Raw genomic sequence first — 12,520 nt, 5'->3', positions numbered from 1 at the left:
CTGACACCGGTGGCACATTCAACCGGCGATCGGCGTGACCCGGCGCACACCCGCCGCTAGCGGGCCCGGCGGTGGGCCGTCACCTCGATCTCGATGCGCATCCTCGGGTCGGCCAGGCCGCACTCCAGCATCGTCGCGGCCGGGCGCACCTCGCCGAACGCCGCGCGCAGCACCGGCCAGCACGGCTCGAAGTCCTTCGCGTCGGGCAGGTAGTAGGTCACGCGCACCACGTCGGTGAACCCGCTGTCCGCCTCGGCCAGCGCCGCGCCGATGTTGACCAAACACTGCTCGGCCTGCGCCACCACGTCGTCGGGAATGGTCATGGTCGCGTAGTCGAAGCCGGTGGTGCCGGAGACGTGCACCCAGTCGCCGTCGACCACGGCCCGCGCGTAGCCGACCTGCTCCTCGAACGTGGAACCGGACAGGATCACTCGCCTCATGGCCTCACCCTAGGCCGCGCGCACCCCGATCCCGCAGCGGTTTCCGCTCGGTGATGGCGGGCGCGCGGAGCCGGTCAGTACCCTGCCGCCCATGCCGGTCGTCGCGCTCAACGGGATCAACCTCAGCTACCACGTGGAGGGCGAGGGCGACCTCGTCGTGATGGTGATGGGCACCGGCAGCCCGGGGCGGGTGTGGCACGCGCACCAGGTGCCCGCGCTGCGCGGAGCCGGGTTCCGGGTGGCGACCGTGGACAACCGGGGCATCCCGCCGACCGACGAGTGCGCGTCCGGGATGGTCATCGACGACCTGGTCGGCGACGTGGCGGCGTTGATCTCCTCGCTCGGCGGGCGGGCGCACGTCGTCGGCACGTCCATGGGCGCGCGGGTGACGCAGGAGCTGGCGCTGGCCCGGCCGGACCTCGTGTCGAAGGCCGTGATGCTCGCGACCGCGGGCCGCAACGACCCCGTGCAGACGGCGTTGTCACGGGGTGAGCGCGCGCTGCACGACCAGGGGATCACCCTGCCTTCGCAGTACTTCGCGGCGATGAACGCGGTGCTGAACCTGTCCCCCGCGACGCTGCGCGACCCCGTGGGCGTGCGGGACTGGCTGGACGTCTTCGAGTTCACCGGGTCCGCGGTGAGCAAGGGCGTGCGGGCGCAGATGGAGATGAACGAGTTCGACAACCGGCTCGACGCCTACCGCGCCATCACCGTGCCGTGCCTGGTGGTCGGGTTCGCCGACGACCGCGTGCTGCCACCGCACCTGGCGCGCGAGGTGGCCGACGCCATCCCCGGCGCGCGGTACGAGGAGGTGGCCGACGCGGGCCACTTCGGCTTCCTCGAACAGCCCGCCGCGGTCAACCGGCTGCTGGTGGACTTCCTCAAGGGCTGAGCACCGACCGTGACCGGTCGACCACGTTAACCCGCCTACCCCCGCGCCGCGAACGCCGTTACGGTCGATCGCGACCTTGGTGGGAGGGCACATGGACGCGCGACGGCTCGGCCGCACCACCCGCCTGGTCGCCCTGGCCGTGGTCGGCGGCGTGACCTGCCTGGTGCTCGTCCCCGTCGCGATTAACGCCGCCACCGGCGGTTCGGCGCTGCCGGTGCTCGGACCGCACGCCCGGTGGCTGTGGCCGGCGCTGGTCGCGCTGTCCGCGCTCACCGCGTGCCTCGCCGCGTGGGACCGGCTCCGCGCGCTGCTGCTGCGCCGGCGTCCCGCGCACCCGGCCAACCGGCGGGCCGCGCTGGACCGGGTCGAGCGGTTCGTGCGGGCGCGGGTGGACGGGTCGTTGGCCGAGCAACTGCGGCTCAAGCTCGGTGTCGTGCCCCGGGTCGGGCCGCGCCTGCCGGCCCGCCTGCGCCACCCGCTGGTCGTCCTCGGCGAGCCGGGCGCGGGCAAGACGACGTCGCTGCTGGAGCTGGCCGAGGCGCTGCTGGCGCGGGCCGCGCTCGACCCCGTCCGGCCGATCCCGGTGGTGGTGGACCTCGCCGGGTGGCGGCGTGACGACGACTTCGGCGTGTGGCTGCTGGACGTGCTGGCGCGGCGGTACCGGATCGCGCCGCGCGTCGGCCGGGCGTGGCTGCGCGAGCGCAACCTCGTGCTGCTGTTCGACGGGTTGGACGAGCTGGCGCCCGCCGACCGGGTCGAGTGCCTGGCCTGGATCACCGCGCTGAACGTGCCGCAGGTCGTGCTGTGCACCGCGAGCGACGAGCACGAGCACCTGCCCCGCCGCACCGTCGTGCGGGTGGAACCGTTGTCGCGCACCGTGGTGCAGGAGCTGATCGCCGCGTGCGCGCCGCGGTTGGACGGGCTGCACGACGAGCTGGAGAAGAACCCGGACCTGTGGGACGAGCTGCGCACGCCGCTCGCGTTCGGCCTGCTGGCGTTGGCGTACCGGGCCGGGCGCGCGGAGTACCGGGGCGTGCTGGACACCTACCTGGTGGAGTCGGCGGCCCGGGGCGCGGTACGTCCGGAGCGGACGGTGCGCGCGCTGCGGTTCCTGGCCCGCATCGCGCGGCGCAAGCACGACCTGCTGGCCCGGTCGCGGCTGCCGGCGCGGCACGTGTGGCTGGACTTCGTCGGGCCGGAGGTGGTGTGGCGGCTGTTCCGGCGGACCGCACCGGGCGCGTTGGCGGGTGCGGCGACGGCGTCGTGCTTCGTGGCGGGCGTGCGGCTGGGGCTGGTGGCGGCCGGGGTCGTCGCGGTGGCGGCGGTTCTGGTGCCGCGCAGCTCGTTCCGGGTGACCCGTGGCGATCCGAGCCGGGGAAACCTGTGGGCGGCAACGGGTTTCGCGGCCGGCGCGGTCGTGACCGGCGGGGTGGCGGCACTGGGCGCGCTGCTGGGCGCGCAGGTCGCGCGGTCACCGGCGGCGGTCGGGTACGGGGTGGTCGTCGTGGTCGCGTTGCTCGTCGGGTACGGCGTCACGCGTGACCGGTACTGGGCGGTGGTGTGCGCGCTCGTGCCCGCCGGGGTGATGGTGGTGACCGGGCCGTCGCCGGAGCTGCTGTCCGGGTTGGGCGTCGGGCTCGGGTCCGGCGCGGTGGTGGGCGCGTTCATCGGCGGTCTGCGCGAGGTGTGGCGCGGGGTGCGGGTCGGGCCGGTCACCGGGCTGCGCTGGCTGCCGGCGGCGGGCGCGGTCGGCGTGGGGCTGGCGGCGCTGGCCGGTGCGGGCGTGCGGCCGGCGGAGTGGGGCGCGGTGACCGGTCTGCTGGTCGGCCTCGCCGTCACGCCGATCGTCGACCGGCCGTGGCACCCGGTCGCCGAACTGCTCGCCCGGCCGCTCGCGCTGGACGAGCTCCCGTTGCGCCGCAAGGCGGTCCTGGCGTCCGCGCGGGACCGCGTGCTGCTGGTCGACGAGCACCGGTTCCCGCACGACCTGGTCCGCGACCACCTCGCCGGGTGCGACGCGGCGGAGCTGGCCGCGACCGTCGAGCGCCGACGCGGCGAGCTCAGGCCCAGCGGGTCCGGCCCCACGGCTTGAACACCGACAGCACGGTGTTGAAGGTGTAGAGCGCCAACGACACGCACGAGGCCGCCAGCACGTCACCGCCCGCCGTGCCCACGACGCCGTCCGCCGCCTCGTGCAGGCCCGAGCGCAGCGCGAACGTCGTGGCGACCACGGCGACGACGGTCAGCACGAACTTCACCAGCACCCACTTGTGCTTCACCAGGCCCCACTTCGTGCGCAGCGACAGCACCACGCCGGTGCCGAGCGCGCCCAGCGCCAGCGGCAGCACCACGAGGTCGCCGAGCAGTTCCATCGCCTGGTAGAGCTGCGGCGCGTCGAACGCCGCCAGAGCCAGCACGAGCATCCCCACCGTGACGCCCAGCCAGCCCACCGACGAGATGACGTGCAGCAGCAGCCACGTCTTGCGCGCTTTCGGTCTCATGGCGCACAGCGTGGCTTCGCCCACCCCGTCACCGCGTCGGCCCGGCAGCGGCTCCCGCGCCTACGCCCGACGACGTACCCAGTGCGCCGGGCGGGTCACCGACCCGGGCAGCTTCGTGGCCTCGTCACCCCTCGCCGCGTCCACCTGGGCCTGGGTGAGGAAGAAGCCGCCGGTCAGGTTCGCACCCGACAGGTCGGCCCCGCGCAGGTCCGCGCCGATGAAGTCGACCAGCCGCAGGTCCGCGTTCACCAGCTTCGCGCCGATGAGGTAGGCGCCGCGCAGGTTGGACGCCCGCAGGTTCGCGCCCTTGAGGTCCTTGCCGATCAGGTCCGCGCCCCGGCGGTTCTTGCCCTTGCCCCGGGTCAGCTCGCTGGCGCGCAGCAGCAGGGCGTTGGCGCGCTCCCAGTGCGGGCCGACGTCCAGCGTCCGCAGCTGTTCGGGGGTGCCGGTGGTGAGGTCCTCGATCGTCTTCTTCAGCTCGCGGACGGCGGGGTGCAGGGCGCGGGCCGGTTCCAGCCCCAGCGCCTCGGTGAGGTACCAGAGCAGCTCGTGCAACTGCCGCATGACCGGGAACACGTCGAACATCGCCTGGGCGGACGCCGGGTCGTCGCGCCAGCTCGTCCCGCCGAACGTCACCTGCGCCACCTGCTGGCCCGCGCCGAAGCAGTCGTACACCGTGCAGCCGGTGAAGCCGGTGTCCCTCAGCTTCGTGTGGATGCCGCAGCGGAAGTCGTCCCGCAGGTTCGGGCACGGCGTGCGGGCGGGTTTGTCGATCGCGAAGTCGACCGACTTGGCGAACGCGGGCACCACGCAGCACAGGGCGAAGCAGCGCGTGCAGTCGGCGCGGAGGTCGTTCATGCGCTCAACGTGTCCAGGATCTGCTGACCGTACTTGGCGAGCTTGTTCTCGCCGACGCCGCTGATCGCGCTCAGCTCGTCCAACGTCGACGGTGTGGTGGCGGCGATCTGCCGCAGCGTGGCGTCGTTGAAGATGATGTACGGCGGGACGCCCTGCTCGCGCGCCTGCGCCGTGCGCCACGTGCGCAGCTTCTCGAACACCGGTGCGGCCTCGGCGGGCAGGTCCACCGGCGCGCTCTTGGCCGCCTTGGCGGTCTTGACCTTGGCCGCGCGCTCCGGCTCGCGCCGCATCAGCACCTTGCGGCCCTGGTAGAGCACCTCGTCGCTCGCGGGGTTGGTGACGAGCATGGAGTACTCCCCCTCGATCGAGAGGAGGCCCTGCGCCAGGAGTTGGCGGACCACGCCGCGCCAGCCGCTCTCGTTCAGCTCCGTGCCGATGCCGAAGACCTTCAGCTGGTCGTGGTCGTGCTGGATGACCCTGGCGGTCTTGCGGCCGAGCAGGATGTCGATCGTCTGGCCCGCGCCGAACTTCTGCCCTCGCTCCTTGCGCAACCGCACGATCGTGGACAGCACCTTCTGCGCGGGCACGGTGCCGTCCCACGTCTCGGGCGGGGCCAGGCACGTGTCGCAGTTGCCGCACGGCGTAGAGGACTGGCCGAAGTAGTCGAGCAGTCGCACGCGGCGGCACTCGACGGTCTCGCACAGGGCGAGCATCGCGTCCAGGTGGGCCATGAGCTTGCGGCGGTGCTGCTGGTCGCCCTCGGAGTCGTCGATCATCTTGCGCTGCTGCACGACGTCCTGCAGGCCGTAGGCGAGCCAGGCGGTGGACGGCAGCCCGTCGCGGCCCGCGCGGCCCGTCTCCTGGTAGTAGCCCTCCACGGACTTCGGCAGGTCGAGGTGGGCGACGAACCTCACGTCCGGCTTGTCGATGCCCATGCCGAACGCGATGGTGGCGACCATCACCAGGCCGTCCTCGCGCAGGAACCGCGACTGGTTGCGCGCGCGGGTGCCCGCGTCCAGGCCCGCGTGGTAGGGCAGGGCCGGGATGCCGTTCTGGGTCAGGAACTCCGCGGTCTTCTCCACCGAGTTGCGCGACAGGCAGTAGACGATGCCCGCGTCGCCCGCGTGCTCGGTGCGCAGCAGCTCCAGCAACTGCTTCTTCGGCTCGTTCTTGGGCACGATCCGGTACTGGATGTTCGGGCGGTCGAAGCTGGACACGAAGTGCTTGGCGTCACCGAGGTTGAGGCGTTCGGCGATCTCGGCGTGCGTGGCCGGCGTGGCGGTCGCGGTGAGCGCGATGCGCGGCACCTGCGGCCACCGCTCGTGCAGGTGCGACAGCGCCAGGTACTCGGGCCGGAAGTCGTGGCCCCACTGGGAGACGCAGTGCGCCTCGTCGATGGCGAACAGGGCGATCCTGCCGCGTTCCAGCAGCCGGGTGGTCTGCTCGGTGCGCAGGCGCTCCGGGGCGAGGTAGAGCAGGTCCAGCTCGCCGGCCAGGAACTCGGCCTCCACCAGCGCCCGCTCGTCGGGGAACTGCGTCGAGTTGAGGAACCCGGCCCGCACCCCGAGGTCGCGCAGCGCGTCCACCTGGTCCTGCATCAACGCGATCAACGGCGAGACGACGACACCGGTCCCCTCACGCACCAGGGAGGGGATCTGGTAGCACAACGACTTCCCGCCCCCGGTGGGCATGAGCACCAACGCGTCCCCGCCCGAGACGACGTGGTCGACGATCTCCTGCTGGTCCCCGCGGAAGGACTCGTACCCGAAAATCCTTCGCAGCACCTCTTGCGAAGCCATCGCGCGATCCTAACGGACCCCTCCGACACTCCCTCCGGTCCGACCCTTGAACACGTTGCGCCGATGCCACCGGAAGTACCCCGCCGACCTCGGCCTGGGAGTCCGACCCCTGGCCGCCGTGCGCACCATCGGGCCTGATCGGAGCCTGCTGTCCGACGTCCTCATCGCCACACTCGCCCGCCGCGACCCGGTCGGTGACCCATTGCCGCAGCACGTCGACTCCGGCAAGAACTCGGAGCGAAAGTCGCACCGGTGCCGCCGCGAGGAGCCGACCGGACGCCGGGTCGTGCGAGAGGACGGACCGCGATGTGAATTCGTCTCGCCGCAGACTCCGAGACGAACCCTTGCCATCAGCGAGGAGTCGGATCAACGGACCCTTACCGACCTGGGTCGACACGAGCATCGCCGAGGTCAACTCCAGACCGAACAGACGACTCGCTGCTCATCAACGAACTGGGCGGGGCATTATAATGGACTGAGGCTCAGCCCGATACTCGAGTTGGCGACATCATCTTGGTAACTTCGGCTAACGAAAAGGCCACCGTCGGCTATATCGGGTACAGCGCGGCTTGTCGCACCAGCGAGCCGGTGCACCTGACAGGAGTAGGGGTGGAGCCTGTGACCGAGTGGAGCCTGACCGTACCGACCGAGGGAAGCATCGAGCTACCACCCGACCCTCGGGCGATGGACGCCATCGGTCGCAACCACTCGCTGCCGACGGCTCTCGCCGACCTGGTCGACAACTCGATCGACGCGGGCGCGACACATGTCCTCGTGCGAATCGTCAAGGTCGGCGAGCGCCTGACCTCGCTCTACGTGGTCGATGACGGAAACGGCATGTCGCCCGACGCGATCGACTCCGCGATGACCGTGGGCGGCCGACGTGAGTACGGCGACGGCGACCTCGGCCACTTCGGGTTGGGCCTCAAAGCCGCGTCGTTCAGCCAGGCCAGGATCCTGACGGTGATGTCGCGGAGCGCGGGCCACGAAGCGGTCGGACGGCGTTGGCGCTTGGCGGCCGACGGCGGCCGCAGCTTCGCCTGCGACGTGGTTCCCCGTCGATTCGCCGAGTCGGAACTGGATCGGGACTGGGGCGTCGAACTGCGTGGCAGCGGGACGGTGATCCGCTGGGACGACGTGGTCGCGTTCCCCGTCACCGACGACCCGCGTCGGACCGACGAGTTCATCGACCACATGATCACCAACGCGTGTCAGCACATCGGCATGGTCTTCCACCGATTCCTCGAACAAGACCGGTTGAGCGTCGACTTCGACGTGCACGAGGTCGACACCGGGTTCGTGGGACCACCGATCCCTGTCACGCCGCTGAACCCGTTCGGTTACGCGCGATCCGGTCGACCCGACTTCCCTCAGACCTTGACGGCCGAGGAAGGTGACCTGAAATTGGCCTTCCGCTGTCACCTATGGCCCGGTCAGTCGGGGAATCCTTCGTTCCAGCTGACCGGGAACCCGGTCAGCCACCAAGGGCTTTACTTCTACCGGCGGGACCGCCTCCTGCAAGCCGGCGGCTGGGAGGGTGTGCACGCGCCCAATCCGAAGCTCCGGCTCGCTCGGGTCGAGGTGGACATCGACAACGACATCATCGGCCTGTTCCGCATGAATCCGGAAAAGTCGCGGGTGAACGTCGGACCGGAGTTCGCCCGGTTGGCGGCCTCCGCCAGATCAGCCGACGGTATGAGCCTCGACAAGTACTTCGACCTGGCCGAGGCGGTGTACACCGAGTCGAGGAAGCGCTCGACCAAGCGGACGCCCATGGTGTACCCGGGCGCGGGCCTGCCGCCCCGCGTGCGCGATACGATCAAGCGCGAGATCCCGGAGAAATCCGGCGAGGAACCCATCGACATACGCTGGGACACGTTCACGGACGACCTACTGTTCCACGTCGACCGCGACAGGCGCACCCTATGGCTGAACAAGCGCTACCGCAGGATGCTGCTGGGCGGCAAGCACGGCGGCCTGAATGACCTCCCGCTGGTGAAGTCGTTGCTCTACCTTCTGGTCTCGAACGTGTTCGAGGGCAGTCACCTAGGACCGAAGGACAAGGACAACATCGCGCTGTGGCAGACGATCCTGACGGCTGCGGCACGGGCTGAACGCCAATGAACGCAGACCCGAGGATCGACGAGCGCCACGTCTCTGCCGAGAACTTCGACCGCATGCTCGACAGCGGGGTTCCTGTCACGCTCGCGGTCGCCGGGGCACCGGACACGTTCATCTTCATCGAGCCCCGGGTGCCGGAGCTCGGTCTGAGGGTCGCGGTCTCGGGCAAAGCGGACGCACCCGACACCAAGTTGCGCAACATCCTCGCGCGAATCGCCCTGCGTGACGGGAAGCAATTCTTCGAGGTGGTCGTCACCGCTCGGGACCTCTTCCACGACGCCTACCCGATCCTCTGCTCGGTAGCGGACCGGGTCCAGCTCGGCGGCCTGTCGCCCGCTCGGGCACTGCACGCGACCTTGGACCGCATGTCCTCGTTGTTGCGGACGCCCGAAGCCTTGACCCGGGAACGTGAGATCGGCTTGTTCGGGGAATTGCTCGTTCTCGGCGGTCTGATCGAGCGGCTGGGTGCCGTGAAGGTGGTCGAGGCATGGCGTGGGAGCTTGGCGGAGGAGCACGACTTCGGACTGCCCGAACTCGACGTGGAGGTCAAGACGACGACCTCCGAGTCGAGGACGCACTGGATCGAGTCGTTGACCCAACTGGTGCCCAAGGAAGGGCGTCCGCTCTGGCTGGTTTCGCACCAGCTCACCTCGGCGGGCGTGGGAACAGGGTCGAGCCTCCCCGGCCTCGTCGACGCCGTTTCCGCACAACTCGGCCCCGGTCGACACCAGGGCGACTTCGAGGACGCACTCGCCCGTTCCGGCTGGCGGGACGATTATCGGGAACGGCTGACCACGCGCTGGGCCCGGCGATCCGCGAGCCGCGGTTACCACGTGACCGGCCCCTTCCCGCGCCTCACTCCGGACGACCTGCGAGACCGGGGTGTCGTCATCGACCGCATACCGACGATCCGCTACCGGATCGATCTCGATGGCTTCGCGGACGAGGACAAGACGCCGGGCATCATCCGCTCGGCCTGCGACTTCCAAGGATGGACATGATCACCCCATTCGTCCGGGCCTACACCAGCGCGCTGCGCGCCATGGAGGGCGACACCCCACGAGCCCTGGTCAAGCGCGCCGCGTTGGAAGCCGAAGACCTCGATCCCGGCCTCGACGTGTCGGAAGGACGGCTGAGGGAGCACCTCGCAGTGGCCGATCCCAACGACAAGCTCCGGCTCGATCTGCACATGAACCTCGCCAAGTGGGACAACGCCCCAGTCGAGGGCAACTCTTGGACCACCGGCACCGAGCCGAACACGGAGGAGCGCCGGTCACGGGTGATCGAGGCGCTGGGGCTCGACTCGGAGACCGCTGCCGAGATCGCTCGCCACTTCCCCCTCGCCAAGGGCGACGGCACCACGGTCATCGCAGGCCCGTGGGAGCCGTGGTACACCGACGAAGTCAAGAAGGCGCGCGACTTCTACTGGGGACATTACGCCGACTACCTGCACAAACAGCGCCGTTGGGATGCCGACGCGATCGTCAACCTGGACACAGCGACCACGCGGGTCGTCGAGCGCCTGATCGACCCGTCCCGAGCTAAGGCGGGGCAGACAAAAGGGCTCGTGGTCGGGTACGTGCAGAGCGGCAAGACCGCCAACTTCACCGGTGTGATCGCCAAAGCGATCGACGCCGGCTACCGCCTCGTCATCGTGATGACAGGCACCACCAACATCCTGCGCGAACAAACCCAGCGCCGGGTGGACATGGAGTTGGTCGGCCGGGAGAACATCCTCCGCGGCAGCGACGAGAGCGACCCCGACGCGGCCCAGTTCATCGACTACCTGGACGACGAGGACTGGGTAGCCGACCGTTTCGTCCGGCACGGCGCGTGGCCGTCGCAGATCGGCAGGCCCGACATCCACCGGATGACCAACCGCAGATTCGACTACCGACGCCTCCAACAGGGACGATCCGCGCTGGAGTTCGAGCGTCGGGATCGCACGAAGCCGTTGTGGCACCCCGACAACCTGTTCACCAGCGACGCCCGTTTGATCATCGTCAAGAAGAACGCCAGTGTCCTCAACAACCTCGTCAAGGACTTGAAAAACACCGCGGACCGCCTGGAGAACATCCCCGCGCTGATCATCGACGACGAGTCCGACCAGGCGTCGGTCAACACGACCGATCCGCGGAAGTGGCTCGAGGACAAGAAGGACCGGACCGCGATCAACGAGCACCTGTCCAACCTGCTGGCACTGCTCCCGCGTGCCCAGTACATCGGTTACACGGCCACCCCGTTCGCGAACGTCTTCGTCGACCCGACGGACGCGGAGGACATCTTCCCCAAGGACTACCTCATCTCCCTGGAACGGCCGCTCGGCTATATGGGTGCGGAGGACTTCCACGACCTCGACCTCGACCCCGATGTCGAGCGGACCTTCCGCAACTCGAAGGAGATGGCGCACCTCCGACTGCTGGACGACCGCCAGGACGAGGACGACGCCGAACTCCAGGTGGCGCTCGACTCGTTCGTCCTCACCGCCGCCCTCAAGCTGTACCGGGAAGCTGAGGGCTCCGGTCCGTTCAAGCACCACACGATGCTGGTGCACGAAACGATGCGAAAGGCAGGCCAGCGGTCGCGCGCGGAGACCATCCAGGAACTGTGGCGGACTGCCGGTTACCTGAGTGGACGCGCCCACAGCCGGCTCCGGACGCTGTTCGAAGACGACTTCGCACCGGTGGCGGAAGCGCTCGATCTGAAGCACCCGATGCCATCGAAGTTCGACGACCTGACCCGGTTCCTGGGGGAGGCTGCCCGCAGGATCGCGCCCAACGGCAACCCCGTGCTGGTGGTGAACAGCGACAAGGACATCGAGCAGGAGGACTTGGACTTCGACAAGAGGTCCGTGTGGCGAGTGCTGGTCGGCGGGAACAAGCTCGCTCGCGGCTTCACCGTCGAAGGTCTCACCATCACCTACTACTCCCGCAAGGTCGGACACGCCGAAGCTCTGATGCAAATGGGGAGGTGGTTCGGCTTCCGCAAGGGGTACCGCGACCTGGTCCGCCTGTTCATCACCCCCGGCGTCCGGGACGCGTTCGAAGCCGCCTGCCGCGATGAAGAACACTTCCGGGAGGAGCTGCGCCAGTACGCCGTCATGGTCGACGGGCGCCCGCTGTTCACGCCCGAAGACATCCCTCCGCTCGTCGCCCGGCACGGGCTTCGGCCGACCGCCGCGAACAAGATGTACAACGCCAAACTGGTGGAGCGGCGAACCCGTACCAAGGAGCCGAGCTCGGGTTATCCGTTGCTCACCGATCAAGCAGCGCTCGACCACAACATCGACGCCTTCGTGCCGCTGCTGGAGGCCGCGCGGCAGGTCACCTCCCTCACGGACGGTCGCCGGTCCTTCGAAGCCTTCCTCGGTGAAGTGTCCCACGAGGACATGGTGTCCGTCCTGCGCGATCTGAAGTGGGCGACGCCGGAGACGTTCGCCGCAGACCTCGCCTGGATAGCGAGCCTGCCCAAGGAGCTGATCGACCGCTGGGACGTCGTGTTCCCCCAGCAGAAGACCGGCAAGCGGGTCAATCTCCGAGGCATCGGCGAGTTCACCGTCCACGGCCGGACCACGCTTGGAGACCACAGCATCCGCGGCAACTCTGAAACAGCGCACCGCGTCGCGATCGCCAGCATCCCGGGCAGGACTCCGACCTCGGGTTGTGCGATCGTCTACCCGGTGATGAAGAAGGACAAGCTCAAGCTAGACATCGCGACTGATGGCCACCCGACCGGCGTGGTCATGGCATTCAGGCTGCAACTGCCGGATGGCACGCTCCCGCTCGATCGCAAACCCTTGGTGTACCAGGTGGCCATTCCGGACAAGCCTTACTACGCGCTCGTCGACGCGTGAGCGAATCTTCTCGTCCTGCAAGGCGGACAACCCGCATACCTCGCGGTGACGACGGC

Annotated in this window: 9 protein-coding genes; 5 read left to right on the top strand and 4 right to left on the bottom strand. The window is 69.3% G+C overall.

The window, feature by feature from the left end:
• Positions 1–56 precede the first annotated feature (56 nt).
• Positions 57–440 carry a RidA family protein gene (locus LZG04_RS04135; RefSeq protein WP_233813246.1) on the bottom strand — a complete coding sequence of 128 codons (384 nt, stop codon included), beginning with the start codon at positions 438–440 and terminating at the stop codon, positions 57–59.
• A gap of 91 nt (positions 441–531) precedes the next feature.
• On the opposite strand from LZG04_RS04135, the gene LZG04_RS04130 reads away from it, so the two are divergent.
• Positions 532–1,332 carry an alpha/beta fold hydrolase gene (locus tag LZG04_RS04130; RefSeq protein ID WP_233813244.1) on the top strand — a complete coding sequence of 267 codons (801 nt, stop codon included), beginning with the start codon at positions 532–534 and terminating at the stop codon, positions 1,330–1,332.
• A 91-nt stretch (positions 1,333–1,423) separates the two neighbouring features.
• Positions 1,424–3,424 (top strand): NACHT domain-containing NTPase, encoded by a 2,001-nt coding sequence (locus LZG04_RS04120; protein WP_267934860.1) that lies wholly within the window; start codon positions 1,424–1,426, stop codon positions 3,422–3,424.
• On the opposite strand, the gene LZG04_RS04115 is transcribed toward LZG04_RS04120, so the two are convergent.
• From LZG04_RS04115 to recQ, 3 genes are read right to left on the bottom strand one after another with little or no spacing between them, the layout of a single operon-like run.
• Positions 3,393–3,833 (bottom strand): hypothetical protein, encoded by a 441-nt coding sequence (locus tag LZG04_RS04115; protein ID WP_233813242.1) that lies wholly within the window; start codon positions 3,831–3,833, stop codon positions 3,393–3,395. The genes LZG04_RS04120 and LZG04_RS04115 overlap by 32 nt on opposite strands.
• A gap of 60 nt (positions 3,834–3,893) precedes the next feature.
• The gene (locus LZG04_RS04110) at positions 3,894–4,691 is read right to left on the bottom strand and encodes a pentapeptide repeat-containing protein (protein WP_233813240.1); all 798 of its coding nucleotides are present in this window, start codon (positions 4,689–4,691) and stop codon (positions 3,894–3,896) included.
• Positions 4,688–6,490, bottom strand: a complete 1,803-nt coding sequence (gene recQ / locus LZG04_RS04105; RefSeq protein WP_233813238.1) for a DNA helicase RecQ — start codon at positions 6,488–6,490, stop codon at positions 4,688–4,690. The genes LZG04_RS04110 and recQ overlap by 4 nt, the downstream gene beginning before the upstream one ends.
• 618 nt (positions 6,491–7,108) lie before the next feature.
• Between recQ and LZG04_RS04100 the strand changes: the two genes are divergently transcribed.
• The 3 genes from LZG04_RS04100 to LZG04_RS04090 are packed head-to-tail and all read left to right on the top strand — an operon-like array spanning position 7,109 to position 12,464.
• Complete coding sequence (locus LZG04_RS04100) at positions 7,109–8,614, top strand: ATP-binding protein (RefSeq protein ID WP_233813235.1); 1,506 nt, start codon at positions 7,109–7,111, stop codon at positions 8,612–8,614.
• A complete protein-coding gene (locus LZG04_RS04095; RefSeq protein WP_233813233.1) occupies positions 8,611–9,612 on the top strand; it encodes a PD-(D/E)XK motif protein in 1,002 nt (333 codons plus the stop codon). Before LZG04_RS04100 ends, LZG04_RS04095 begins: the two co-directional genes overlap by 4 nt.
• Positions 9,609–12,464 carry a Z1 domain-containing protein gene (locus LZG04_RS04090; RefSeq protein ID WP_233813231.1) on the top strand — a complete coding sequence of 952 codons (2,856 nt, stop codon included), beginning with the start codon at positions 9,609–9,611 and terminating at the stop codon, positions 12,462–12,464. Before LZG04_RS04095 ends, LZG04_RS04090 begins: the two co-directional genes overlap by 4 nt.
• Positions 12,465–12,520: the final 56 nt, after the last annotated feature.

It is taken from the genome of Saccharothrix sp. S26 (assembly GCF_021390395.1).
Classification (GTDB): Bacteria; Actinomycetota; Actinomycetes; order Mycobacteriales; family Pseudonocardiaceae; genus Actinosynnema.
This window is presented reverse-complemented; position numbering and strand designations above follow the sequence as displayed.